The organism is Ramlibacter sp. WS9, assembly GCF_003797765.1.
Classification (GTDB): Bacteria; Pseudomonadota; Gammaproteobacteria; order Burkholderiales; family Burkholderiaceae_C; genus Ramlibacter.
On the sequence record NZ_RKMB01000029.1, the window covers coordinates 41678 to 65744 of the forward strand.

The 24067-nt window shown below is 65.9% G+C and carries 24 protein-coding genes; 4 read left to right on the top strand and 20 right to left on the bottom strand.

The window, feature by feature from the left end:
* Nucleotides 1-220: 220 nt before the first annotated feature.
* A complete protein-coding gene (locus tag EEB15_RS27975; protein ID WP_233259645.1) occupies nucleotides 221-2161 on the bottom strand; it encodes an acyl CoA:acetate/3-ketoacid CoA transferase in 1941 nt (646 codons plus the stop codon).
* A gap of 98 nt (nucleotides 2162-2259) precedes the next feature.
* On the opposite strand from EEB15_RS27975, the gene EEB15_RS27980 reads away from it, so the two are divergent.
* From EEB15_RS27980 to EEB15_RS27990, 3 genes are all read left to right on the top strand, one after another.
* Entirely contained in the window at nucleotides 2260-3726 is a 1467-nt protein-coding gene (locus EEB15_RS27980) for an MFS transporter (RefSeq protein ID WP_233259646.1), read from the top strand.
* Between the two features lie 4 nt (nucleotides 3727-3730).
* Nucleotides 3731-4495: a class II glutamine amidotransferase gene (locus tag EEB15_RS27985; RefSeq protein WP_141513257.1), complete on the top strand. Its 765-nt coding sequence runs from the start codon at nucleotides 3731-3733 to the stop codon at nucleotides 4493-4495.
* Nucleotides 4496-4641: 146 nt separating this feature from the next.
* A complete protein-coding gene (locus EEB15_RS27990) occupies nucleotides 4642-5169 on the top strand; it encodes a hypothetical protein (protein WP_141513258.1) in 528 nt (175 codons plus the stop codon).
* 7 nt (nucleotides 5170-5176) lie between these two features.
* Here the strand turns inward: EEB15_RS27990 and gshB are convergent, their stop codons facing one another.
* From gshB to EEB15_RS28060, 14 genes are all read right to left on the bottom strand, one after another.
* Complete coding sequence (gshB, locus tag EEB15_RS27995; RefSeq protein WP_141513259.1) at nucleotides 5177-6124, bottom strand: glutathione synthase; 948 nt, start codon at nucleotides 6122-6124, stop codon at nucleotides 5177-5179.
* Between the two features lie 79 nt (nucleotides 6125-6203).
* The gene (locus EEB15_RS28000; RefSeq protein WP_141513260.1) at nucleotides 6204-8072 is read right to left on the bottom strand and encodes a potassium transporter Kup; all 1869 of its coding nucleotides are present in this window, start codon (nucleotides 8070-8072) and stop codon (nucleotides 6204-6206) included.
* Nucleotides 8073-8204: 132 nt separating this feature from the next.
* Nucleotides 8205-9500 carry a glutamate--cysteine ligase gene (gene gshA / locus EEB15_RS28005; protein WP_141513261.1) on the bottom strand — a complete coding sequence of 432 codons (1296 nt, stop codon included), beginning with the start codon at nucleotides 9498-9500 and terminating at the stop codon, nucleotides 8205-8207.
* Between the two features lie 87 nt (nucleotides 9501-9587).
* Nucleotides 9588-10604, bottom strand: a complete 1017-nt coding sequence (locus EEB15_RS28010) for a DUF6352 family protein (RefSeq protein WP_141513262.1) — start codon at nucleotides 10602-10604, stop codon at nucleotides 9588-9590.
* Nucleotides 10605-10648: 44 nt separating this feature from the next.
* Entirely contained in the window at nucleotides 10649-11929 is a 1281-nt protein-coding gene (locus EEB15_RS28015) for a glutamate-5-semialdehyde dehydrogenase (protein WP_141513263.1), read from the bottom strand.
* A gap of 66 nt (nucleotides 11930-11995) precedes the next feature.
* On the bottom strand, nucleotides 11996-13078 hold the full coding sequence (gene holA / locus EEB15_RS28020) for a DNA polymerase III subunit delta (protein WP_141513264.1): 1083 nt from the start codon (nucleotides 13076-13078) through the stop codon (nucleotides 11996-11998).
* Nucleotides 13079-13103: 25 nt separating this feature from the next.
* Nucleotides 13104-14432, bottom strand: a complete 1329-nt coding sequence (gene rocD / locus EEB15_RS28025) for an ornithine--oxo-acid transaminase (RefSeq protein WP_141513265.1) — start codon at nucleotides 14430-14432, stop codon at nucleotides 13104-13106.
* Between the two features lie 155 nt (nucleotides 14433-14587).
* Nucleotides 14588-15061, bottom strand: coding sequence for an Lrp/AsnC family transcriptional regulator (locus EEB15_RS28030; RefSeq protein ID WP_141513266.1), 474 nt, complete (start codon nucleotides 15059-15061; stop codon nucleotides 14588-14590).
* Between the two features lie 11 nt (nucleotides 15062-15072).
* Nucleotides 15073-15573, bottom strand: a complete 501-nt coding sequence (gene lptE, locus EEB15_RS28035) for an LPS assembly lipoprotein LptE (protein ID WP_141513267.1) — start codon at nucleotides 15571-15573, stop codon at nucleotides 15073-15075.
* Nucleotides 15573-18200, bottom strand: a complete 2628-nt coding sequence (gene leuS / locus EEB15_RS28040) for a leucine--tRNA ligase (protein ID WP_141513268.1) — start codon at nucleotides 18198-18200, stop codon at nucleotides 15573-15575. Before leuS ends, lptE begins: the two co-directional genes overlap by 1 nt.
* A gap of 58 nt (nucleotides 18201-18258) precedes the next feature.
* Nucleotides 18259-18684: a biopolymer transporter ExbD gene (locus EEB15_RS28045; RefSeq protein WP_141513269.1), complete on the bottom strand. Its 426-nt coding sequence runs from the start codon at nucleotides 18682-18684 to the stop codon at nucleotides 18259-18261.
* A gap of 4 nt (nucleotides 18685-18688) precedes the next feature.
* Nucleotides 18689-19336, bottom strand: coding sequence for a MotA/TolQ/ExbB proton channel family protein (locus EEB15_RS28050; RefSeq protein ID WP_141513270.1), 648 nt, complete (start codon nucleotides 19334-19336; stop codon nucleotides 18689-18691).
* A 7-nt stretch (nucleotides 19337-19343) separates the two neighbouring features.
* Nucleotides 19344-20144, bottom strand: coding sequence for a 4-hydroxy-tetrahydrodipicolinate reductase (gene dapB / locus EEB15_RS28055; RefSeq protein ID WP_141513271.1), 801 nt, complete (start codon nucleotides 20142-20144; stop codon nucleotides 19344-19346).
* Between the two features lie 47 nt (nucleotides 20145-20191).
* Nucleotides 20192-20749, bottom strand: a complete 558-nt coding sequence (locus tag EEB15_RS28060) for an outer membrane protein assembly factor BamE (RefSeq protein ID WP_141513272.1) — start codon at nucleotides 20747-20749, stop codon at nucleotides 20192-20194.
* Nucleotides 20750-20819: 70 nt separating this feature from the next.
* Between EEB15_RS28060 and fur the strand changes: the two genes are divergently transcribed.
* On the top strand, nucleotides 20820-21275 hold the full coding sequence (gene fur, locus EEB15_RS28065) for a ferric iron uptake transcriptional regulator (protein WP_141513273.1): 456 nt from the start codon (nucleotides 20820-20822) through the stop codon (nucleotides 21273-21275).
* 47 nt (nucleotides 21276-21322) lie between these two features.
* Here the strand turns inward: fur and hprK are convergent, their stop codons facing one another.
* From hprK to EEB15_RS28085, 5 genes are all read right to left on the bottom strand, one after another.
* Entirely contained in the window at nucleotides 21323-22273 is a 951-nt protein-coding gene (gene hprK, locus EEB15_RS28070; protein ID WP_141513274.1) for an HPr(Ser) kinase/phosphatase, read from the bottom strand.
* Between the two features lie 19 nt (nucleotides 22274-22292).
* Nucleotides 22293-22760, bottom strand: coding sequence for a PTS sugar transporter subunit IIA (locus EEB15_RS28075; protein ID WP_141513275.1), 468 nt, complete (start codon nucleotides 22758-22760; stop codon nucleotides 22293-22295).
* Nucleotides 22761-22886: 126 nt separating this feature from the next.
* Complete coding sequence (hpf, locus tag EEB15_RS28080; RefSeq protein WP_141513276.1) at nucleotides 22887-23216, bottom strand: ribosome hibernation-promoting factor, HPF/YfiA family; 330 nt, start codon at nucleotides 23214-23216, stop codon at nucleotides 22887-22889.
* Nucleotides 23217-23433: 217 nt separating this feature from the next.
* A complete protein-coding gene (locus EEB15_RS33845; protein WP_158290260.1) occupies nucleotides 23434-23604 on the bottom strand; it encodes a hypothetical protein in 171 nt (56 codons plus the stop codon).
* Nucleotides 23605-23651: 47 nt separating this feature from the next.
* Nucleotides 23652-23843 carry a hypothetical protein gene (locus EEB15_RS28085; RefSeq protein ID WP_141513277.1) on the bottom strand — a complete coding sequence of 64 codons (192 nt, stop codon included), beginning with the start codon at nucleotides 23841-23843 and terminating at the stop codon, nucleotides 23652-23654.
* Between the last annotated feature and the right edge of the window lie 224 nt (nucleotides 23844-24067).

Here is a 24067-nt window from a genome sequence, read left to right on the forward strand (position 1 = left end):
CCGATGCAGCGCAGAGTGCCCCGCCGCCCCGATCCCGCCCGCCATGTCGACATGGATTTCCCGAGGACTCGCCCATTTTTTTTCAGCTGCATCTACCGCTTGGCCGCTGACTGAGTGTTCTCCTCCGGACACTAGTTTTTGGTTGACCCGCAATCCATGGCTCGTTGGCCGATGTCGCCGCAGGCACGCATGGATGCCGGAACGAGTCCGGCATGACAGCTCAGTTGGCCAATCGCCCGTCCAGCTTCGCCTTCAAGAACCCGCCCGTCCCATACCGCGTCACACGGCTGTAGAACCGGTCGGTCAGCCGCGTCACCATCGCCGAGTACTCGTCCACCAGGCCCGGCAGGATGGTGAAGTTGTCGTAGTTCACGACCACGGCCACACGCTGGTCCGCCGACTTCACCATCGGCTCCAGCAAATGCGCCACCGCCTGCTCGATCTCTGCGATGGCGCCCTGATTGTTGATCGCAAGCCCTTCGAAGTTGATGAAGAGCAGCCGATGATCGCGATCGAATTCGAAGCGCTCGTGCAACGGTTTGGCCAGCAGGCGCTCCCGCAATCCCAAAGCGGAGGCGGCGAAGATCGCCGGGTCCATCAGCTTCAGCTCGGTGCTGATCGCGGGCATGAAGTCCATCTGCGCCAGCACGTCGCGCTCCAGGTCGATGCCCGGCGCAATCTCCATCAACTCCAGGCCGCCGTCGGCCAGGCGGAACACGCAGCGCTCCGTCACGTACAGCACCTGCTGCCCGCGGCGGCGTGCTTCCCGGCCGCTGAAGGTGCGGTGCTCGACCTGCTTGACGAATTTGCGCATCGTGCCTTCGCTCTCGATGCGCAGCTTGCCATCTTCCAGCTTCACGGCCAGGTCGCCGGCGGTGAAGGTGCCGACGAACACCACGGTCTTCGCGTTCTGGCTGATGTTGATGAAGCCGCCGGCGCCGGCCAGGCGCGGCCCGAACTTGCTGACGTTGAGGTTTCCTTCGGCATCGGCCTGCGCCAGGCCCAGCACCGCAAGATGCAGCCCGCCGCCGTCGTAGAAATCGAACTGGCTGGGCTGGTCGATCACGGCTTGCGCGTTCACGGCCGCACCGAACGACAGGCCGCTCGCCGGAATTCCCCCGATCACGCCGGGCTCGGCCGTGAGCGTGACCAGGTCGATCACACGCTCTTCCGCCGCGACGGCGGCCACGCCTTCGGGCATGCCGATGCCGAGGTTCACGACGCTGTTGGCCTTCAGCTCCAATGCGGCGCGGCGCGCGATGATCTTGCGCTCGCTCATCGGCATTGGCGCGAGCTGGTCCATCGGCAAGCGGATCTCGCCCGAGTACGCCGGGTTGTACTGCTCGCTGAAGGTCTGCATGTGGTACGCCGGGTTGGTGGCCACCACCACGGCGTCAACCAGCACGCCGGGCACCTTCACCTGGCGCGGGTGCAGCGTGCCGCGTTCGGCCATGCGTTCCACTTGCGCGATGACGATGCCGCCGGAATTGCGCGCCGCCATTGCGATCGCGAGCGCTTCCAGCGTCAACGCCTCGCGCTCCATCGTGAGGTTGCCGTCCGGGTCGGCCGTGGTCGCGCGGATGATGCCCACCGAGATCGGGAAGGCCTTGTAGAACAGGTACTCCTGGCCGTCGATCTCCATCAGGCGAACCAGGTCCTCCGTGGTGCGCGCGTTGATCTTGCCGCCGCCGTGGCGCGGATCGACGAAGGTGTCCAGGCCGACACGCGTCAAGGTGCCCGGCTTGCCGGCCGCGATGTCGCGGAACAGGTGCGCCAGCACGCCTTGGGGCAGGTTGTAGGCCTCGATCTCGTTGGCCACGGCCAGCTTCTGCAGGGCCGGCACCAGGCCCCAGTGGCCGCCGACGACGCGGCGGACCATGCCGGCATGACCGAGGTGGTTGAGGCCGCGCGTCTTGCCGTCGCCCTGCCCCGCCGCATAGACCAGCGTCAGCGCATGGGGCGAGCCGGTGCCGGTCTCGGCCTGGGTCGCGAGAAAGCGGGCTTCCAGCGCCACCGCGATCTCTTCGGCAAAGCCGATGCCGACGAAGCCGCCGGTGGCGACGGTGTCGCCGTCGTGGATGAGCCGGACGGCCTCGGCCGCGGTCACCACCTTGTTGCGGCGGCTGCCCAGCGGCGCGTGTGAGTTCAAGTCGGTCTGCACGGCGGTCTCCTTGGTGGCATCTGCACCTATCATCGTGAGGAAACCCGCCTCACGACTTCAGGAAAACCCATGGGACCGACAGCTTCCGGGATGCCGCCTTGACCCGCGGCACCAGCCTGGCCGAACTGCGCGAGCGCTATGGCCCGCGCTATCGCTGGCTGCTGTTGCTTTCCGTGATGATCGGCACGATGGCGTCGATCATGTCGTCGACCATCATCAACGTGGGCATCCCGGACATGAGCCAGCAATTCGCGCTGGGCCAGGAGCGCGCCCAGTGGGTGAGCTCCGGCTTCATGGTGGCGATGACGGTGTCGATGCTCACCACGCCCTGGCTGCTCGCGCGGTACGGCTACCGCCACACCTACGTCGCGACCATGCTGTTGCTGATGGCCGGTGGCATCGTCGGCGGCTTCGCCGAGCACTTTCCTGTCGTGCTGGCGGCGCGCGTGGCCGAGGGCCTGGCAGCCGGCGTGGTGCAGCCGATCCCGGCCATCATCATCCTGCGCGCGTTCGAGCCCCACGAGCAAGGGCGCGCCAGCGGCGTGTTCGGCATGGGCGTGGTGCTGGCGCCGGCGATCGGCCCCAGCATCGGCGGCGTGCTGGTCGACCTGTTCGGCTGGCGCTCGCTGTTCTTCATGGTGATCCCGTTCTGCATCGCCTCGCTGGTGATGGCGATAAGGTTCGTCCCCACCACGGCGCCCGGCGGCGCGGCCGCGCAACGCAGCGGCATGATCGACTGGCGCGGCCTGCTGCTGGGCGCCGTCGGCACGCTGTGCCTGCTCAACGGCCTGGTGCAGCTTCACTCGGGCGGCGCCGAGGCGGCCGTCTTGCTGTTGGGTGCGGCGGTTTCGCTGGTGGCGTTCATTGCCTGGCAACGGCGCTTCAAAGCGCAGGGCGGCCAGCCGCTGATGGACCTGGCGCTCTTCGGCCACCGCACCTTCGCGATGGGCAGCATCGTGGCCTTCATCTACGGCACGGCCCTCTTCGGCTCGACCTACCTGCTGCCGGTCTACATGCAGCTGGCGCTGCGGCTGTCACCGTCCTATGTAGGCACCATCCTGCTGCCGGCGGGGGTGATCCTGGCTTTCACCATCGCCTTGGTCGGAAGGCTCGCGGACCGGCAGCCCACCCACGTGCTGGTGAGCACCGGCCTGGCACTGCTGGCGCTCTCCTTCGCGTTGATGGTGACCATCGGCCTGGATTCGCCGCTGTGGCTGCTGGTGGCCTGGGCCATCCTGGGGCGGATCGGGCTGGGGTTCATCCTGCCATCGCTCAACATCGGCTCGATGCGCTCGCTCGACAAGGAGCTGATCCCGCAGGGCTCCAGCGCGATCAACTTCGTGCGCATCCTGGGCGGCGCGGCCGGGGTCAGCCTGTGCGGCATCGCGTTGGAATGGCGGATCGCGGCGCATGGCGATTCGCTCACGAACCCGGTCACGAGCGTGGCGCGGCTGGCCGCGTTCAACGAAGTCTTTTGGATGCTGGCCGGGCTATGCGCGCTGGCGATGGTGGCCGCATGGCGGCTGCGCGCAGCCCCCACGGCCGCGCCGGACGGGTCAAAATAGTCCCATGTGCCAACTGCTCGGGATGAATTGCAATACGCCGACCGACGTGACGTTCAGCTTCACCGGCTTTGCCCAGCGCGGCGGCCGCACCGACCATCACGCCGACGGCTGGGGCATCGCCTTTTTCGAAGGCGCGGGCCTGCGGCATTTCGTGGACCACCAGCCGGCGTGCGAATCGCCCGTGGCCGAGCTGATCCGCCGCTACCCGATCAAGAGCCGCAACGTCGTCGCGCACATTCGCAAGGCGACGCAGGGCGCGGTCGCGCTGGAGAACTGCCACCCCTTCGTGCGCGAGCTGTGGGGCCGCTACTGGGTGTTCGCGCACAACGGCAACCTGGAGAATTTTCATCCGCGGCTGCATGCGAGCTTCAAGCCGGTGGGCGACACCGACAGCGAGCGCGCCTTCTGCTGGCTGATGCAGGAAATGGCGAAGTCGCACGCCGGCGTGCCCAGCGTGGAAGAGCTGACGCTGACGCTGCGCGAACTCACGCCGCGCATCGCGTCGCACGGCACGTTCAACTTCATGTTGTCAAACGGTCATGCCCTGTGGGCGCATTGCTCGACCAACCTGTTCTTCGTCGAACGCAAGCATCCGTTCGCCCATGCGCATCTGGCCGATGAGGACTTGTCGATCGACTTCGCGCGCAACACTTCGCCGCAAGACAAGGTGGCGGTGGTGGTCACGGCACCGCTGACGACCAACGAGGACTGGGCGCGGATGAGCAGCGGCGAACTGCGCGTCTTCGTCGACGGCGCGGCCGTGGCCTGAAGGCCGCGCCGGGGGCGTTTGCCTAAGCCGATCCCGGCAAATCACCCAACCCGCTTACGCCGATTCCCTAAGCCTGCGGCCCTCCCCGCTGCTTTACTACACACATGGCCGGCACCCCCGTCGGCCGCTGTGCAAGGAGTCGGAAAATGTCAGCTCGCCAAATCATCGACTGGTCGGAAACGGCGACCTGCGCTTTCGACCTGGTCGCGCGCGAGTTCGTCGTGGTGACTGCGGACGGCGCCGACCTGAGAGCCTTCTCCCCGCTGTGTGCCCTGCTGCGCCGCATGCGCAAGGCCTTCGGCCTGGAGGCCGCGTTCATCTCCGAAGGCAGCGACGGCGAGACCGCCGTCCGCTGCCACGACGACGGATCGGACGGCGAGTGCGACCCGCTTCAATCGCTGTTCGGCCTGCGCCTGCTGGCCGAGACCGCCCCCGAGACCTGCAGCAGCACTTACGACGCCGTCCCGGTGATCACGAGCGATGGCATGGAACACGGCACGCTGTGCTTCCGCGTGGCCGGTGCGGACAGCGGCGACGCGCCCGACCGCGCCGCGCTGCGGTCGGTGGCCCGGCTGATCGCGAACTGGTTCGAGGACGCCGAGCTGTCGCTGAGCGGCTTCGCGCCGCTGGCGGGCGCGTCCGTCATGGGCAGCCTCTCGGCCACGGTCTACTGAGGCTGCCTCAATCCGCCATCGCCGCTTCCAACGCGTCGATGAACATTGCCGGCACGTCGAAGCCGGCCTGCTGGGTAATCTCCTGGAAGCAGGTCGGGCTGGTGACGTTGATTTCGGTGAGGCAGTCGCCGATCACATCCAACCCCACCAGCAACAGGCCGCGCGAAGCGAGTACCGGCCCCAGCGCATTGGCGATCTCGTAGTCGCGCTTGGACAGCGGCTGCGCGACGCCTTTGCCGCCGGCGGCCAGGTTGCCGCGGATCTCGCTGCCCTGCGGGATGCGCGCCAGGCTGAACGGCACCGGCTTTCCGTCGATCACCAGGATCCGCTTGTCGCCTTGCGCGATCTCGGGCACGAAGCGCTGGACCATGATGGTCGTGGTGCCGCCGCGGTTGAGCGTCTCGATGATGGAGCCCAGATTCAGCCCATCCGCGCCGACGCGAAAGATGCCCATGCCGCCCATGCCGTCCAGGGGCTTGAGGATGATGTCCTTGTGCTGGGCGTGGAACTGCTTCACGTCCTCTTCGTCGCGTGTCACGAGCGTGGGGCTGGTGAAGGCCGCGAACTCCATGATCGCGAGCTTCTCCGGATGGTCGCGCAGCGACGCGGGCTTGTTGAAGACGCGCGCGCCCTCGCGCTCGGCCTGTTCGAGCAGGTGCGTGGCGTAGAAGTACTCGCTGTCGAACGGCGGGTCCTTGCGCATGATGATCGCGTCGAAGTCTTTCAACGCTCGCACGCCTTCATGCCCGACCTGGAACCATTCGTCCAGGGTGCCGGTGAGGGTGATCTCGCGCACGCGTGCCTTGACGACGTCGCCGCCGCGCCAGGAAAGATGGCACGGCTCGCAGGCCGCCACGCGGTGGCCGCGGCGCTGCGCCTCGCGCATCATGGAAAAAGTGGTGTCCTTGTAGGTCTTGAAGACTTCCAGCGGGTCGGCGACGAAGAGGATGTTCATAGGCTGGGCTCGGTTTGCCCGTACTGTTGCACAAATCCGATGACCCCGTGCGTCCGGCTGCTGCTGCCGGGCCGGCGCATCAGATTTCGATCTTCGACCCGAGCTCCACCACCGAGTTGTTCGGCAGCCGCAGGAAGTCAGCCGCCGCGCTGGCGTTGTGGTGCATCTGCGCGAACAGCTTTTCGCGCCACGGTGCCATCCCGCTGCCGATGCTGGGAATGACCGTGTCGCGCGAGAGGAAGTAGCTGGTCTTCATCTGCTCGATCTCGCAGCCGCGGGCGCGGATCTGCTCCAGCGCGCGCGGCAGGTCGGGGTCGTTCTTGAAGCCGTAGTGCACGATGACCTGCCAGCAGTCGTGGCCGAGGGCCTCGATCTCGACCCGCTTGTTCATGCCGATCCATGGCACCTCGTGGCTGCGCACCGTGCAAAAGAGGTTGTGCTCGTGCAGCACCTTGTTGTGCTTGAGGTTGTGCAGCAGCGCATTCGGTACCGTGCCGGGCTCGGCCGTGAGGAACACCGCCGTGCCTTCGACGCGCGTCGGCGGGCTGACGAACACCGCTTCGAGGAAGCTGCTCAGGTCGATCGCGTCGGCCTTCAACTTGTCGTTGAGGATGGCGCGTCCGCGCTTCCACGTCATCATCAGCGTGAACACCGCGCCGCCGATGACGAGCGGGAACCACCCGCCGTGGAACAGCTTCAGCATGTTCGACGCGAAGAAGGTGAGGTCGATCAGGAAGAACCAGCCGGTGGCGGCGATGCACAGCGCCAACGGGTACTTCCAGCCGTAGCGGATCACGAAGAACGTGAGTGTCGTCGTGATGAGCATGTCGAGCGTGACGGCGATGCCATAGGCCGCGGCCAATGCGCTGGACGAGCGGAACATCACCACCGCCAGCACGATGGCCACGAACAGGCCCCAGTTGACCAGCGGGATGTAGATCTGGCCCGTGTCGCGCACGCTGGTGTGCTGGATGTTCAGGCGCGGCAGGTAGCCCAGCTGGATGGCCTGCTTGGTCACGCTGAAAGCGCCGGTGATCAGCGCCTGCGACGCGACTACGCCGGCCAGCGTCGCCAGCACCACCAGCGGCAGCTGGGCCCAGTCCGGCGCCATCAGGAAGAATGGGTTCTTCACCGCTTCGGGGCGCGCCAGCAGCAACGCACCCTGGCCGAAGTAGTTGAGCACCAGCGACGGCATGACGATCGCGAACCAGGCCAGCCGAATCGGCTTTTTGCCGAAGTGGCCCAAGTCGGCGTAGAGCGCTTCGGCCCCGGTGACGCACAGCACGACTGCGCCGAGGATGATGAAGGTGGTGCCCGGGTTGTGCCACATGAACAGCACCGCGTAATGCGGGCTGATCGCGCCCAGGATCTCCGGATGCTGCACGATGTGCGAGACGCCGAGCAGCGCCAGCACGCCGAACCACAGCAAGGTCACGGGGCCGAAGAAGCGGCCGATGCCGCCGGTGCCGCGCTTTTGCACGGCGAACAGGCACAGCAGGACGATGAGCGTGAGCGGGACCACCCAGTCCTTGAACACCGGCGACACGACCTCCAGGCCTTCGATGGCCGACAGCACCGTGATCGCGGGTGTGATGACCCCGTCGCCATAGAACAGCGAGGTGCCGAAGATGCCGATGCCCAGCAGCCACTTGCGCAGTTCCGGCTTGTCCTTCACGGCTTGCGACGCGAGGGCCAGCATGGCGATCAACCCGCCCTCCCCGTTGTTGTCCGCGCGCAGCACCAGCACGACGTACTTGATCGAGACGATGACGGTGAGCGTCCAGAAGAAGATGGACAGGATGCCGTAGACGTTGGCGTGGGTGAACGGAACGTGCCCCGATCCGAAGACTTCTTTGACCGCGTAAAGGACACTGGTGCCGATGTCGCCATAGACGACGCCGATGGCGCCGAGCGTGAGCGCCGCGAGCGGAGATTTCGAGCTTTGCACTAAGACGCCCCGTTCTTGGGGCCGCAGGGGCCGGCCGGCGGGGTTCCGTTACCTTTGGGATCGATATTGTGCGCCCGGGCCCGCCGCAAAACCGTGCATGTTGCAGCGCAGCAACGGGGCCGCCACTCTAGATCAATCGTAGGTTTCCGCGTCCGGATCGGTCGCTTCCAGTTCGTAGCTGGCCGCAAGCATGGCCAGCCGGCCGATCACGCCGTACATGTAGAAGCGGTTCGGGGCGCTGGCGCCGGGCTTCTCGCCAGGTTGAGGTAAGCGCGTACTCTCGGCAAACGCGAGAGGCACGAAGCTGGCGCCCGGTGCGTTGAGGTTCTCGTCGATGCCGCGGTCAGCATGAACGCGGTAGAAGCCGCCGACCACGTAGCGGTCCATCATGTAGACCACCGGCTCGGCCACGGCGTCGTTGATGCGCTCGTTGGTCAGCACGCCTTCCTGGATGATGACCTGATTGACCTCCTGGCCGTCCTTGATGACGGCCATCTTGTTCTTGGTCTTGCGGTTCAGGTCGTCCAGGTCCTTCACGTCGCGCACCGTCATGATGCCCATGCCGTAGGTGCCGTTGTCGGCCTTCACCACCACGAACGGCTTCTCGTTGATGCCGTATTCCTTGTACTTCTTTCGGACCTTGGTGAGCAGCGCGTCGACGTTGGTCCTGAGGCACTCCATGCCGGTGCCTTCGGCGAAGTTCACTTCGCCGCACATGTTGAACATCGGGTTGATGAGCCACGGGTCGATGCCCAGCAGCTTGCCGAAACGCTTGGAGACTTCCTCGTAGCTCTTGAAGTGATTGCTCTTGCGCCGCACCGACCAGCCCGCGTGCAACGGCGGCAGCAGGTACTGCTCGTGGATGTCTTCCAGGATGCCGGGAATGCCCGTCGACAGGTCGTTATTGAGCAGGATGGTGCAGGGGTCGAAGTCCTTCAGCCCCAGCCGGCGCTTCGTGCGCACCACCGGCTCCAGCAACACCGAGCCGCCACCTGGCAGCTCGATCGTCGTCGGCTCCTTGATGTCGGGGCTGATCGAGCCGATCCGCACGTTCAGGCCGGCCATGTGGAAGATGCGCTTCAACTGGGCCAGGTTGCTCAGATAGAAGGTATTGCGGGTGTGGTTCTCGGGAATCACCAGCAGGTTCTTGGCCTCGGGGCAGATCTTCTCGATCGCGGCCATCGCCGACTGCACGGCCAGCGGCAGCATCTCGGGCGTCAGGTTGTTCCAGCCGCCGGGGTACAGGTTGGTGTCGACCGGGGCCAGCTTGAACCCGGCATTGCGGATATCGACCGAGCTGTAGAACGGCGGCGTGTGCTCCATCCACTCCAGGCGGAACCAGCGTTCGATGGCGGGCATGGACTCGAGCACGCGTTGCTCAAGCTCGTTGATGGGGCCGGTCAGGGCCGTGATGAGATGGGGAACCATGCGGCCCTCGCGCCTTGCTTGTGGGAATATCTGACAGGAATTGTAGGGATTTGGGGGCGGCCGCGCCCGTTACAAGGGACGGACGGTTCAGGCCGGCTGCGCCAGGGGCAGGTTCAACAGCAGGTTCTGCGGCTTGAGCCGCAGGCTTTCCATCTCGTCCTTGGCCATCGCGAGGTACACCGGGTGGCCGGCGATCTCCGGCCGCATGGCGGACGGCTCCACGAACTCCAGGCGGAAGAGGCACAGCAGGCGGCGCATCCGATCTTCGGTGGCGTCCTTGCCCTCGTACAGGTCGTTGAGCAGTTGGCTGGCCTGCGCATCCAGGCCGACGTGCCAGACCCAGTTCTCGTCGTCGATCGCGCGCTCGGGCTCGATCCGCACGGCGCAACCCAGGAAATGCTCGACCCAGCTTTCCAGCACCACGCACAGCGCGGCGAGCGCCGGGTGGCCGTGATTGAGGCTCACGACGAAATCATGGCTTTCGTCGCGCGCCCAGTAGTCGTCTGCATTGGTGTCGTGCAAGACGTCGAGTTCGGCCTCGCGCAGTGGCGCGCCGCCCTGTTTGAGCAGCTCGCCGACGGTGCCGAAGTTGGCCGCCAATGCATGGCGTTCCACGGTTTCGTCGTCGGCCGCCATCACCTGCCCGTCCGGCTGGATGGAGATGCGCTGGCGGCGGAACAGCATCTCCGCTGCCCGTGCCTGCATCGGCTTGGCGTCGTCGCCCAGGATGTGCCGCAGCAGCACCTGGGTGAGCACGTGCACCAGCAGCGGCGGAACGTCGACGCCTTCGCCACGGAACAGGGCCGCGTAGCTCGCTTCCAGTGTGTCGTGGGCGAGCAGGCGCTTGCGAAAGCGCAGCCAGATGGCGTAGCTCTCGCGCGCGTTCTCGTCCGTCACGGCAGCCAGCATGGCGGGCGCCACGTCGGCACGTGGGTCTTCCAGCAGGAATTCGCGCAGCGCGAGTTCGCCGGCGCAGGACTCCGGCACCGGCGCCAGCTCGGGCCGGTCCATCAGGTGCCGCAGGAAGCCGTCGGTGACCACCAGGTGGCCTTCAGGGGTTCGATCGAGCAGCACATAGCCGCAGCTGCGCCAGAAATCATGCATGTTGTTTAGTCAGTTGGGGACAGAGCTGAAGATCTGTCCCGCAATCAGGTCCGGATCTCGCCGTCGCCGAGCACCACCCACTTCAGCGACGTCAGGCCTTCGATGCCGACGGGGCCGCGCGCGTGGAACTTGTCGGTGCTGATGCCGATCTCGGCGCCCAGGCCGAACTCGAAGCCATCCGCAAACCGCGGGCTGGTGTTGACCATGACGCTGGCCGAATCGACCTCGCGCAGGAAGCGTTGCGAATGCATGTGATCGCGCGTGATGATCGCGTCGGTGTGGTGGCTGCTGTAGCGGTTGATGTGGGCGATGGCGGCGTCGAGGCCGTCCACCACCTTGATGCTGATGATGGGCGCGAGGTATTCCTCGTACCAGTCCTGCTCGGTGGCGGCTTTCAGGTTCGCACCGTTCACCGTGGCGAGGATGGCCCGCGACTCTTCGTCGCAGCGCATCTCCACGCCCTTGGCCGCGAACACCGCGCCGATCTTCGGCAGGAATTCTTTTGCTACGCCGCGCGCCACCAGCAGGCCTTCGATGGCGTTGCAAGGGCTGTACTTCTGGGTCTTGGCGTTGTCGGTCACCTTCACGGCCATCGCGATGTCGCAAGGATCATCGACGTAGACATGGCAGTTGCCGTCCAGGTGCTTGATGACGGGCACCTTGGCGTCACGGCTGATGCGTTCGATAAGGCCCTTGCCGCCGCGCGGGATGATCACGTCGACGAACTGCGGCATGGTGATGAGCTGCCCCACGGCTTCGCGATCGGTGGTCTGGACCAACTGCACACCTTCGGCGGGAAAGCCGGCTTCAGCCAGTGCCTGCTGCACCAGGCGGGCCAGCGCCTTGTTGGAATCGATGGCTTCGGAACCGCCGCGCAGCACGCAGGCATTGCCGCTCTTGATCGACAGGCTGGCCGCTTCGATCGTCACGTTGGGCCGGCTCTCGTAGATCATGCCGAACACGCCGATGGGCACACGCATCTGCCCGACGCGAATGCCGCTGGGTTGCTGCTTCAGCCCGCTGATCTCGCCGATGATGTCGGGCATCGCGGCCAGCTGCTCGCAGCCTTGGGCCACGGTTTCGATGATCTTCGGGGTGAGCTTGAGGCGGTCGACCATCGGCGCAGGCAGCCCGGCGGCCGTCGCGCGCTCGAGGTCCTTGGCGTTGTCGGCTTGCAGGGATTCGGTGTTGGTGCGCAGCAGGGCGGCCAGGGCTCGCAGGGCCTTGTTCCTGGTGGCGGCATCGGCGCGCGCCATGAAGGTCGAGGCCTCGCGGGCCTGAGAACCCACGGATTGCATGTATTCGGCGACGTTGAACGCGTTCATGGGCTGAATTATCCCCTCTCCCTCTGGGAGAGGGTTAGGGTGAGGGCATTCCGGGCATGCAGACCCTCACCCCTGCCCTCTCCCGGAGGGAGAGGGAGAAAGAGAAGAACACTCGCTGCACAACGTAAACGCCAGCTTGTGCAATGCCTGCCAACCATCCGTCGGCCAGCCGGGCGCCTTCAGGCCCTTGACGATGCCGTCCACGAGGTGCGCAGAGTGCAGCAGGTTGTCCAGCGCCGTCGTCGTGAGCCGCGGCAGCACGCGTTCGAACAACCGCTCCTTCAGGCCCCAGACGCGTTGCTCGCGCAAGGCCATCGGCAGCGGCCGGCCTGCGGCCATTGCGTCCTTGACGCGCTTCAAGGCGCGGATGTCTTCCGACAGCGTGTAGTGCACCAACACCTCGGCCTCACCCTCGGCTTTCAAACCGTCGAGCATGCGTTGCACCCGGCCGGCCTGGCCGGCGAGAACAGCCTCGGACAACTTGAAGACGTCATAGCGGGCGACGTTAAGGACGGCGCTTTCCACCTGCTCGAACCCCAGCTCCCCTTCCGGATACAGCAAGCCGAGTTTCTGGATTTCCTGGTGCGCGGCCAGCAGGTTGCCCTCCACGCGGTCGGCGAAGAACTGCAGCGTGCGCTGGCCTTCGTCACCGCCCACCACGCGCTGGCCCTGCCGCGCGAGGCGCTGTGCGATCCATTGCGGCAGCACGGGACGCTCCACCGGCTCGACCTGCAGCGTCACGCCATGCGCGTCCAGCGCGCCGAACCAGGCGCCGGTGCGAGTCTGCTTGTCGAGTTTGGGCAGGAGCACCAACGTCAGCGTGCTGTCGTTGCCGGGCGAGCCCTCGGCCAACTGTTGAAGCGCCGGGCTGCCCTCCTTGCCGGGCTTGCCCGAGGGAATGCGGATCTCGACGATCTGCTTGTCGGCGAACAGGCTGAGCGAGCCGCCCGCCGCCAACACCTCGCTCCAGTCGAAGTGCGCGCCGGCGACGGTGTGCACGGTGCGCTCCGTGTAGCCCTGGCCGCGCGCAGCCGCGCGAATGGCGTCGGCCGCTTCCTGCACCAGCAGGGGCTCGTCGCCGTACACGGTGTACAGCGGGCGCAGGCCTTTTTGCAGGTGCTGGGTCAGTTGGGGGGCGGCGAGCTGCATGCCGCCAAGTTTAAGGGGCGGCGGCTCAGGCGGGCAGGCGATCGCTCTGGTTCTCGGTTTCCAGCAACGCGTCGATCTTCTGCGCCAAGTTAAGCGAGGCGCCCGACATCAGGCCAAGCTCGACGCACTTCTCCAGCACCACGCGCCGGAAGATGCCGATCGCGTCCTCGATCAGGCCTTCGGTGATCGTGAGCGGCGGTGCGAAGCGGATGACGGTTTCGTGCGTGTCCTTGGACAGCACACCGCGCGCGGCGAGGCGCTCGATGATTTCCCGCCCGCTGGCGAGCTTGGGGTCGAGGTCCACGCCCACCCACAGGCCACGGCCGCGCACGTCGCGGATCAGCCCGTGGCTGTCTTGCATGACCTCACGCAGGCCGGAGATCAGCTGTTCCCCCAGGCGCGCACTGCGCTCGACGAGCTGCTCGTCCTCGATCACCTGGAGGGCTTCGAGGCCGACGGCGGCCGCCAGCGCATTGCCGCCGAAGGTCGAGCCGTGGCTACCCGGGCTGAAGACATCCATCACCTTCGCGTCGGCCAGGAAAGCACTCACCGGCATCACGCCGCCGCCCAGCGCCTTGCCCAGGATCAGCGCGTCGGGGCGGATGCCTTCGTGCTCGAAAGCGAACAGCTTTCCGGTGCGGCCCAGGCCGGCCTGGATCTCGTCGTCGATCAGCAGGATGTTGTTCTGGATGCACCATTCGCGCAGCTGCTTGAAGAAGCCCCGCGGCGGCACGACGATGCCGGCCTCGCCCTGGATCGGTTCGATCAACACGGCGCAGGTGTTGGCCGTGGTGGCAGCGCGGACGCTGTTCATGTCGCCGAAATCGAAATGCGCGAAGCCGGGCGCGAACGGGCCGAAGCCATCACGGTAGTCGTCCTCGGTGGAGAAGCCCACGATGGTGCTGGTGCGGCCGTGGAAATTGCCGCGTGCGACCAGGATCTGCGCTTGCCCTGCGGGGATGCCCTTGACGCGGTAGCCCCAGCGGCGCGCGCACTTGATCGCCGTTTCCACGCCTTCGGCGCCCGTGGTCATCGGCAGTGCGCGATCGAAACCGCTCATGGCGCACAGCTTTTCCAGGAACGGGCCCAGCGCGGTGCCGTGATACGCACGCGAGGTCACAGCCACTTTCTCGAGCTGGCGCTGCGCGGCGGCGACCACGCGCGGGTGAAGGTGGCCATGGCTGACGGCGGAATACGCACTCATCATGTCGATGTACTCGCGGCCCTCGACGTCCCAGACGATACAGTCCTTGGCGTGGTCGACCACCACGGGAATGGGCGCGTAGTTGCGTGCGCCGAAGCGCGCTTCCTTGCGGATGAATTCCTGCGTCGCGGTGTGGGTCGTGCGGTCCATGGCGTTTGCTCCCGTTGATAGGAAGAGTCTAGGCCTGGGCACGCTGCGGCGGGCGCACATCGGCGCATTCGGCGCAGCGGCAACGGCAGGGAATTCGCCGTTTCACTTCCGAATCGGAAGTGACGTAGGACGAGCCTCCAGGCGCGTGCAGGCGGCTATGCCGCCTTGGGCAGCGGAAAGCCGGCGAATTCCTTGATGGTCTGCAGCTCGATGTTGGTGACGATCTTCTCGACGCCGAGCGACGCGTCGTCCAGCCAGGCGTTGATCAGCCGGTGGTAATGCGCGAGATTCGGGCAGGCCACGCGCACCAGGTAGTCGTAGCGCCCGCTCACGATGTAGCAGGCCACGACTTCGGGCGAGGCGGCCATCCGCTTTTCGAATCGCTGGATCACGGCCTGGCGCTGGTCTTTCAACGCAATCTCCGCGAAGACGCAGATCTGCTCGCCCAAGGCGCTGCGGCTCACCAGTGCGCGGTAGCCTTCGATGACGCCTTCGGCTTCGAGCTTGCGCACGCGGTTGAGCGTTGCGCGGGCCGACAGGTGGATTGCCTCCGAGAGCGCCTGCACGGTGACGCGGCCGTCCTGCTGGAGCATGTCGAGCAGCTTCAGGTCCGCGCGATCGAGCTCCATGGTGCCGGGAGCTACAGGGTCTTGACCGCGGCCAGCCGCCGCATCAGCTGCTGCACGATGTCGGTCTGCATGTCGCGGTACAGCAGGTTCTCTTCCGCTTCCTTGGCCAGAACCGCCGATTCGCTGAAGCTGATGTCGCGCTGTTGCAGCAGCTCGGTTTCGGGGATGAGGTCCTTGCCCTGCGGCGTTCGCAGCCGAAACTTCATGCGCGTGCGCAGCTGGAATTCGCGCACCTGGCCCGACGCCGTCAGGCCGACCACGACTTTCTCGCGTTGCTCGGACAGCACGTCCAGCACCACCTGGGCCGTGTCGCGTGGGCCTGTGGCATCGAGCACTGCAAGACCGCTGCTGTGCGCGATGGTGCGGCGCAGCTCGGCGCCCAGCGACGAGTTGCCCGGGGCCGCAACGTAGATGCTGCTGAAGACGAAGTTGGGTGCCTGGCGCAGCTGGAAGCCGCACGCGGAAAGCACCAGTGCGGAACCGACGACGGCAACGAGATTGCGCCGGTTCATCAGATCACCACGTTCACGAGGCGGCCGGGAACCACGATCACCTTCTTGGGCGATGCGCCCGCCGCATGCGCGGCGAAGGCTTCGCTGGCGACGGCCAGCTTCTCGATCTCCTGCTTGCTGGCCGTGGCCGGCACCCGCACCGAGCCGCGGTGCTTGCCGTTGATCTGCAGCACAAGCTCGATCTCGTCCTGCTGGAGCGCTTGCTCGTCGACCTTGGGCCACGGCGCGTCCAGCAGCTCCTGGCCGAACAGCTTCGCATAGCCAAGCGAATGCCAGAGCTCCTGGGCGATGTGGGGCGTTGCCGGATGCAGCGTGCGCAGCAGGATGCCGAAGCCCTCTTCCACCGCCGCTCGGTCGCCGCCTTCGAGCGGGCGCTTGAAATCTTCCAGCGCATTGAGCAGCTTCATGGCGCCCGACACCACCGTGTTGTACTGCATGCGCTGATAGTCGTAGTCGACCTGCTTCAGCACCGAGTGGACTTCGAAGCGCAGGGCCTTCGCTTCCTTGCCCATGGTGCCGTCCGCGGCGGCCGGCTGCATGGCACCGAGCTTGTAGCCGAAGTTCCAGACGCGCCGCAGGAAGCGGAACGAGCCTTCCAGCGCGGCGTCGTTCCACTCCAGCGTGGCCTCGGGCGGCGCCGTGAACATGGTGTAGATGCGGGCCGTGTCGGCGCCGAATTTCTCGATGATGTCCTGCGGATCGACACCGTTGTTCTTGGACTTGGACATCGTGGTCCAACCCTCGTACGTCACCGGCAGGCCGTCGGCCTTGGCCGTGGCGGAAATCACCTTGGCGTGCTCGTCGCGCACGATATCCAGTTCGTGAGCCCAGAAGTAGTGCTTGCCTGCCTTTTCGCCGGTGCGCACGAAGGCTTCGTTCAGCACCATGCCCTGCGTCAGCAGCTTCATGAACGGCTCGTCGGCCTTCACGAGGCCCATGTCGCGCATCACCTTGGTCCAGAAGCGCGCATACAGCAGGTGCAGGATGGCGTGCTCGATGCCGCCGATGTACTGGTCCATCGGCATCCAGTACGCGGTGCCCGAGGCGACCATCGCCAAATCGTTCTTCGGGTCGCAGTAGCGCATGTAGTACCAGGACGAATCCACGAACGTGTCCATGGTGTCGGTCTCGCGGCGCGCCGGCTTGCCGCAGATCGGGCACTCGCAGGCCAGGAAATCCTCGCGCTTGTTCAGCGGATTGCCCGAACCGTCCGGCACGCAATCCTGCGGCAGTACAACCGGCAGATCCTTCTCGGGCACCGGCACCGCACCGTGCTCTTCGCAATGGATGATGGGGATGGGCGTGCCCCAGTAGCGCTGGCGGCTGATGCCCCAGTCGCGCAAGCGCCAGGTCGTCTTCTTCTCGCCCAGGCCCTTTTGCTCGACGGCGTGAGCCACTGCATTGACGGCGTCCTTGTACGAGAAGCCGCTGAAGATGTCGGAGTTGATGGTGACGCCGCGCTCCTTGTCGCCGTACCAGTCGTGCCACTGCTTGTAGTCGTAGTGCTCGCCGTCCACGTGCACCACCTGCATGATCGGCAGGTTGTACTTCAGCGCGAACGCGAAGTCGCGCTCGTCGTGGCCGGGCACGCCCATCACGGCGCCGTCGCCGTAGCTCATGAGCACGTAGTTGCCGACCCACACGTCGATCGGCTCGCCGGTGATGGGGTGGAACACCACGAGGCCCGTGGGCATGCCTTCCTTCTCGCGCAGCGCGAGTTCGGCTTCGGTCGTGCCGCCCTTCTTGCACTCCTCGATGAAGGCGGCCAGGCGCTGGTTGGTCCGCGCGGCATGGGCCGCCAGCGGATGCTCCGGTGCCACGGCGCAGAACGTCACGCCCATGATGGTGTCGGCCCGCGTGGTGAAGACGTACATGCGGCCGTCGCCGATCAGCTCGCCGTGCCAGTCGCGGATGGCGTGGGTGAAGGCGAAGCGCACGCCCTCGCTCTTGCCGATCCAGTTTTCCTGCATCAGCTTCACGCGTTCGGGCCAGCCCGGCAGCTTGTTCTGCACGTGGTCCAGCAACTCCTCGGCGTACTCCGTGATCTTCAGGTAGTAGCCGGGAATCTCGCGCTTTTCGACCGGGGCGCCGGTGCGCCAGCCCTTGCCGTCGATCACCTGCTCGTTGGCCAGCACGGTCTGGTCGACCGGGTCCCAGTTGACGACCTGGGTCTTGCGGTAAGCAATGCCCTTGTCCAGCATCTTGAGGAACAGCCACTGGTTCCACTTGTAGTATTCCGGATCGCAGGTGGCCACCTCGCGCGACCAGTCGATGGCCAAGCCCATCGCCTGCATCTGCTTCTTCATGTAGGCGATGTTGTCGTAGGTCCACTTCGCGGGCGGCACCTTGTTCTTCATCGCCGCGTTCTCGGCCGGCAGGCCGAAGGCGTCCCATCCCATCGGCATCAGCACGTTGTAGCCGTTCATGCGCAGGTAGCGCGTGAGCATGTCGTTGATCGTGTAGTTGCGCACATGGCCCATGTGCAGCTTGCCGCTGGGGTAAGGCAGCATCGAGCAGGCGTAGAACTTCTTCTTGCTCGGGTCTTCGGTCACGCGGTAGGCGTCGCGCGCGGTCCAGTGGGCCTGCGCGGCGCGTTCTACCTCGGATGGGTTGTATTTTTCTTGCATAAAGGGATGGCGGGACGAAAAAGCCCCGCAACAGGCGATTTTAGGGGCGAGCGCCCGCTTAACGCGCGGGTGCCGGCGGTTCGGCGACGAAACCGATCCGGTTCAGCCCCGCCTTCTGGGCTGCGCCCATTACTTCGACCACCCGCCCGTACGGAACAGACTGGTCCGCGCGCAGCTGCACTTCCATGTCCGGGTTCTGGCGAGCCGCCTCGGCCAGGCGTTCGGCCAGCCGCTCGGGGGCTGTCGGCCTGTCGTCGACGAAGGTCAGCCCCGCCTTGTCCAGGGCGACGGTGATGAACTTCGGCGCGTCGTTGGGCTTGGCGGCATCGGTGCGGGGCAGGTCGAGCCGGATCGAGCTGGCCAGCAGCGGCGCCGTGATGATGAAGATCACCACCAGCACCAGCATGACGTCGACCAGCGGCGTCATGTTGATGTCGCTCATGGGCTGGGGGCCGGGGGTGCGTTCGAGGCGTCCAAAGGCCATCCGTTCACCCCTGACTGTTATGGGTCAGCAGTTCGCGCAGGTCGCGCGCGAAGCCTTCCAGGTCGGCTTCGACGCGGCCGATCAGGCGTCCGAAAATGTTGTACCCCAGCACGGCGGGGATGGCGACCGCCAAACCTGCGGCCGTCATGATCAGCGCCTCGCCCACCGGCCCGGCCACCTTGTCGATGGTGATCTGGCCTGCTGTCGCGATGCCCGTGAGTGCGTGGTAGATGCCCCAGACCGTGCCCAGCAGGCCCACGAACGGGGCAGTGGAACCCACCGTTGCCAGCAGGACCTGCCCAAATTGCAGCTTGTCGATAACCAGGTGCAATGCGTCCCGCAGTACCCGCGTGAGCTGCTGCGAGCGGTCTCCCGCCGCAGCCAGGGAACCGGCAGCGCTGACCTGCGTGGCGGCGATGAGCGGCAGCACCAGAGCTTCGCGGTCGAAGCCCGAGACCTTTTGCCGCGCTTCCTCGACATTGGGCGATTGCCAGAAGGCTGCCGTGCTGCGTCCGACATCGCGGCTGGCCCGGCGCAACAGCCAGGCTTTCCAGAGAATCACGACCCAGCTGGCCACCGACATCGCCAAAAGCAAAGCGGTCACCAGCTTGATGACCGCGTCCCCCTGGTTGAAGAGCTCCAGCAGGCTCATCCGGGGCTCATCGGAGATTCAGGACGTCGAACATGTCGAAGAGGCCGCTCTTCTTGCCGGCCAGGAAACGCACGGCGCGCAAGCTGCCTTCGGCGTAGGTGGAGCGGCTGGCGGACTTGTGCGTGATCTCGATGCGCTCGCCCGTTCCGGCAAACAGCACCGTGTGGTCGCCGACGATGTCGCCGCCGCGGATCGCGGTGAAGCCGATGGTGGACGGATCGCGCTCACCGGTCACACCCTCGCGTGCGTAGACCGCGCATTCCTTCAGGTCGCGGCCGATCGCCTGCGCAATCACTTCGCCCATCTTGAGCGCGGTGCCCGAAGGTGCATCCACCTTGTGGCGATGGTGCGCTTCGATGATTTCGATGTCGTAGCCGGTGGACAGGGCCTTGGCCGCCATCTCGATCAGCTTCATGGTGACGTTGACACCCACGCTCATGTTGGGTGCCAGCATGATGGCGATGTCGCGCGCGGCGTCGGCGATCTGCGCCTTGTGGTCTTCGGTGAAGCCCGTGGTGCCGATCACGGCGTTGACGCCCAGCTCGCGGCAGACCTTCAGGTGGGCGAGCGTGCCTTCGGGACGGGTGAAGTCGATCAGCACCTGCGCGTTGGCCAGCGCAGCCCGCATGTCGGCGGAAACCGGCACACCGCTCGCGAGGCCGAGGAACGCGGCGGCATCGTTGCCGATGGCGGGGCTGGAAGCGATGTCCAGCGCGCCGGCGAGTTGGCAATCCCCCGACGCGCGGATGGCCTCGATGAGCATGTGGCCCATACGCCCGCTGGCGCCGGCGACGGCGACCTTGTGCATGGCTTGCCCCTGGGGTTGCGCTTTCTCGGCCATGAAGGAACCCCCGATCAGCGGGTGGGCGCTTCGAGCGGCGGGTAGCTCGTCGCGGGCGGCGGCTCGGCGGGTGCCGGCGCGGGCGCCGGTGCCGCGGCCGGTCGGCCGGCGTTGAACTGCTGCAGCTTGTCTTCGCTGGCTTCCAGCGGCGGCACCTTGGCGTTCTTGTGCTTGCTGCCCAGGGTGGCGACGAACTCGGCTTCGGACGGCATCTCGTCGCCCTCGGCGCGCTCCATCACCCCGCCCTTGAAGTGCACGGCCAGCTTGCGCTCCTGCGCGGGCACGCCCTGGCGCTTGAGCGTGAAGACGTAGTCCCAGCGCTCGTTGTGGAAGATGCTGGTGACCAGCGGCGTGCCCAGGATGTCGCGCACCTGCTGGCGCGTCATGCCGGGCTTGACGGCCTCAGCTTGTTCCTTGGAGACGAAATTGCCCTGAACCACCTCGACCTTGTACGGCGTGACGATGCCGGCGAGGCGTTGGCTGGCGTTGTCGAAACTGCCGCAGCCGGCCGCGAATGCGCCCGCCGAGAGGGCCAGTGCGAGGCGTGTTGCGCGAGGGGGAAATGCAGGCATGGGTAAACCGCAAGCGATATGATCGAACGATTGTAGCGGCTGCCCCGTGCCGGCCAGCCTGGGGACACACATGGCCAACATCGACGAACTCAAGAGCACCGGCCTGAAAGCCACCCTGCCGCGGCTGAAGATCCTGGACGTGTTCCAGAAGGGCCAGCAGCGCCACATGACCGCCGAGGACGTTTTCCGCGTCCTGCTCGAAGAGCGTTCCGACATCGGCCTGGCTACGGTGTACCGCGTGCTCACGCAATTCGAGCAGGCGGGCATCCTCACGCGCAGCCACTTCGAAAGCGGCAAGTCCGTCTACGAACTCAACGAGGGCACGCACCACGACCACCTGGTGTGCCTGGATTGCGGCCGGGTGGAAGAGTTCTACGACGCGCAGATCGAGGAACGCCAGCACGCGGTCGCCAAGACCAAGGGCTTCGTCATCGCCGAACATGCGCTGAGCCTGTACGCGCACTGCAGCAAGGACCCCTGTCCGAACCGTCCGCCGCCGCACCCGAATGGGCATCGGCAGGGATAAGGGCTGGATCCCGGGTCAAGCCCGGGATGACACCCGCTTCGCAGGTGTCACTTGTCCTGCTCCATCGCGCGCCGGTGGCGCTCGACGAACTCCTGATACGTGTCCACGCCGCGCAGCTGCAGGATGGTGTTGCGCACCGCGGCTTCCACCAGCACGGCGATGTTTCGGCCGGCCACCACCTGGATCACCGCCTTGCGAACCGGCACGCCCAGCACGTCCTGTGTGAGCGGCTCGTAGGGCAGGCGCTCGTACTCGCGCTCCAGCGTCTCGCGGCGCACCAGGTGAACGATGAGCTTGAGGCGCATCTTCCGCCTCACCGCCGTCTCGCCGAAGATCGCGCGGATGTCGAGCAGGCCGATGCCGCGCACTTCCAGCAGGTTCTGCAGCAGCTCGGGGCAGCGCCCTTCGATGGTGGTCTGGTTGATGCGAAAGAGGTCGACCGCGTCGTCGGCCACCAGGCCATTGCCGCGCGAGATGAGCTCCAGGCCCAGCTCGCTTTTGCCCAAGCCGGATTCGCCGGTGATCATCACGCCCAGGCCCAGGATGTCCATGAACACGCCGTGCATCGAGGTGCGCTCGGCGAAGTGCTTGGACAGGTAGGCGCGCAGCACGTCAATGACGAAGGCCGATGGCTCGTGGGTCGCGAACATCGGGATCTGCGCGCGTTCGCACATCGAGAGCAGCGCGTCCGGAGCGACCTGGTTGTCAGTGAGCACCAGCACCGGCGGCTCCAGCGTCACGATGCGGGAGATGCGGCGGGCGCAGTCCTCCGCGGTGGCGTTGGTGAGGTAGGCGATCTCGCGCTCGCCCAGGATCTGGACGCGATACGGATGGATGTAGTTGAGGTAGCCGACCAGGTCCGCGCCCGACCGGGCCGCGCGCACCGCGATCTCGTCGAAGCGCCGCTCGGAGGCACCGAGGCCGGCGACCCATTCCCACTTGAGCTGGGCCCGGTGGTCTTCGAAGAGGACGTCGGCGCTGACGACGGTGGGCTTCAAAGCGCTCGCTTCAGCGTGTTCAGGCGGGCTGGGCCGACTGCCAGGTGGCGATGAGCTGGTGCAACGCCGTGGCGTCCGTGGTGCCCTTGATCTTCTCGCGCAAGGGCGCGTCGGAGAGCAGCTCGGCGATCTCGGACAGGATTTCCAGGTGCTTTTGCGTCGCCGCCTCGGGCACCAGCAGGAAGATCAGCAGGTTGACCGGCTGCTCATCGGGGGCATCGAAGCCGATCGGGTTGGCCAGCTGGAACAGCGCGGCCATCGGCGCCTTCAGGCCCTTGATCCGCCCGTGGGGGATGGCCACGCCGTGGCCCAGGCCGGTGGAGCCCAGCCGCTCGCGGGCGAACAGGCTGTCGGTGATGAGCGCCCGCGACAGGCCGTGCAGGTTCTCGAACAGCAGCCCCGCCTCTTCGAAAGCGCGCTTTTTGCTGGTGGCATCGACGCTCACGAGCACTTGAGCGGCAGGCAGGATGGACGCGAGGCGGTTCATACGGGTTTACGATTATGCACCGGTCGGGGTGCACCGCACCAAAACGTCCGGATGGGCTTGTTGGCGTACAGCCACATAGCAAAAAGGCGCCCCGCAGGGCGCCCTTTACGTTCCGTTGACCTGGAGTTACATCACGCGCTTGGGAGCTTCGTGGTGATGGTCTTGCAGCCGGGTCTTGTGGCGGCCGACCTGACGGTCCATCTTGTCGACCAGTTCGTCCAGCGCGGCGTACAGGTCCGCGTGGGAGCTCTCGGCAAACATGTCGCCGCCCTTCACATGGATGCGGCACTCGGCGCGCTGTCGTCGTTCAGGTTCCTTCTGTTTTTCAACCGTCAGCAGCACCTTGATGTCGACGACCTGGTCAAAGTGGCGGGTGATTCGATCAAGCTTGGTGGTCACGTAATTGCGCAGAGCCGGGGTAACTTCGAGATGGTGACCGCTGATCGTCAAGTTCATGAGTAGCCTCCTAATGCACTCGGGGTTGAAAGGGCCGCCCCCAAAAGGCGGGCGGCTGGGAACTTGTTTACTTGAAGGTCAAATCAGTTTGCCCCCGATACCTGCAAAAGGCAATTGATTTCGGTCAAAGGAAAATCGCAAAGTGAAACCCTTTGTCGGGCAAAAAAAAGCGGCCCCTTCGGGGGCCGCTTTCAGCCACCTTCGGTGGCCTCAGGGCTTAGCGCATGCGCCAGGCCATGACCGGGTCGGTGTGATGGCTCCAGCCGCGGGCGCGCGGATGCGCCTGCGCGCCGGGACGCTCGAGATTCGCATGCTCCGTGCGCTCGCTCACCGGCTTGTCGCGGGGGGTTTCGCTCACACGGTTCGGGGACTTCGGCTCGAGGGACATGGTCGGATCTCCGTGGTATCCGTAGGTATTGGTTTGGACTGCCGGTTTCAGCTGCCGTAGTCGCTGGACGTGGGCTTCTGGCTGTCCTGGCGGGCGGGACGGTCGGCCTGGCGGGCGAGGAAGGGCCACGCGTGGCCGCTGCGGGCGCGCTGCGCGGCAAAGGCGTGCGGCTTGCCTTCTTCCTGCGAAGGCCGGTAACTCATCTTGCCGGCGGTCGGTTCGGTCGCGAGCTGGATCATTCGTCACTCCTTGGGCCCCCGGCCGACAGCGGCCAGGAAAGACCATTGCAATTTAGGGGGGTGGCCGTTATTGCTGTGTCAGACATTCCGGCGGGCGTTTGTAGGACGCGTCCTGCATGAGCTATCCGACGCTGACGGCGCCGCATTCTTGACCTACCATGGGGCAAAGAGGTGGCTCATGAGCCTCGGGACGATCATCCACGCCGGATTGACCCGGCCCACCC

Bases quoted from the DNA above. Each gene is read 5' to 3' on its own strand.
- EEB15_RS28075 (WP_141513275.1), bottom strand. From the start codon at position 22,760: ATGAACCGCCTCGCGTCCATCCTGCCTGCCGCTCAAGTGCTCGTGAGC.
- EEB15_RS27985 (WP_141513257.1), top strand. From the start codon at position 3,731: ATGTGCCAACTGCTCGGGATGAATTGCAATACGCCGACCGACGTGACG.
- EEB15_RS28010 (WP_141513262.1), bottom strand. From the start codon at position 10,604: ATGCATGATTTCTGGCGCAGCTGCGGCTATGTGCTGCTCGATCGAACC.
- hpf (WP_141513276.1), bottom strand. From the start codon at position 23,216: ATGAACTTGACGATCAGCGGTCACCATCTCGAAGTTACCCCGGCTCTG.
- EEB15_RS27990 (WP_141513258.1), top strand. From the start codon at position 4,642: ATGTCAGCTCGCCAAATCATCGACTGGTCGGAAACGGCGACCTGCGCT.
- gshA (WP_141513261.1), bottom strand. From the start codon at position 9,500: ATGGTTCCCCATCTCATCACGGCCCTGACCGGCCCCATCAACGAGCTT.
- EEB15_RS28050 (WP_141513270.1), bottom strand. From the start codon at position 19,336: ATGAGCCTGCTGGAGCTCTTCAACCAGGGGGACGCGGTCATCAAGCTG.
- leuS (WP_141513268.1), bottom strand. From the start codon at position 18,200: ATGCAAGAAAAATACAACCCATCCGAGGTAGAACGCGCCGCGCAGGCC.
- EEB15_RS28085 (WP_141513277.1), bottom strand. From the start codon at position 23,843: ATGATCCAGCTCGCGACCGAACCGACCGCCGGCAAGATGAGTTACCGG.
- EEB15_RS28015 (WP_141513263.1), bottom strand. From the start codon at position 11,929: ATGAACGCGTTCAACGTCGCCGAATACATGCAATCCGTGGGTTCTCAG.
- fur (WP_141513273.1), top strand. From the start codon at position 20,820: ATGGCCAACATCGACGAACTCAAGAGCACCGGCCTGAAAGCCACCCTG.
- EEB15_RS28030 (WP_141513266.1), bottom strand. From the start codon at position 15,061: ATGGAGCTCGATCGCGCGGACCTGAAGCTGCTCGACATGCTCCAGCAG.
- EEB15_RS28060 (WP_141513272.1), bottom strand. From the start codon at position 20,749: ATGCCTGCATTTCCCCCTCGCGCAACACGCCTCGCACTGGCCCTCTCG.
- lptE (WP_141513267.1), bottom strand. From the start codon at position 15,573: ATGAACCGGCGCAATCTCGTTGCCGTCGTCGGTTCCGCACTGGTGCTT.
- holA (WP_141513264.1), bottom strand. From the start codon at position 13,078: ATGCAGCTCGCCGCCCCCCAACTGACCCAGCACCTGCAAAAAGGCCTG.
- dapB (WP_141513271.1), bottom strand. From the start codon at position 20,144: ATGCACAAGGTCGCCGTCGCCGGCGCCAGCGGGCGTATGGGCCACATG.
- EEB15_RS33845 (WP_158290260.1), bottom strand. From the start codon at position 23,604: ATGTCCCTCGAGCCGAAGTCCCCGAACCGTGTGAGCGAAACCCCCCGC.
- gshB (WP_141513259.1), bottom strand. From the start codon at position 6,124: ATGAACATCCTCTTCGTCGCCGACCCGCTGGAAGTCTTCAAGACCTAC.
- rocD (WP_141513265.1), bottom strand. From the start codon at position 14,432: ATGGACCGCACGACCCACACCGCGACGCAGGAATTCATCCGCAAGGAA.
- EEB15_RS28045 (WP_141513269.1), bottom strand. From the start codon at position 18,684: ATGGCCTTTGGACGCCTCGAACGCACCCCCGGCCCCCAGCCCATGAGC.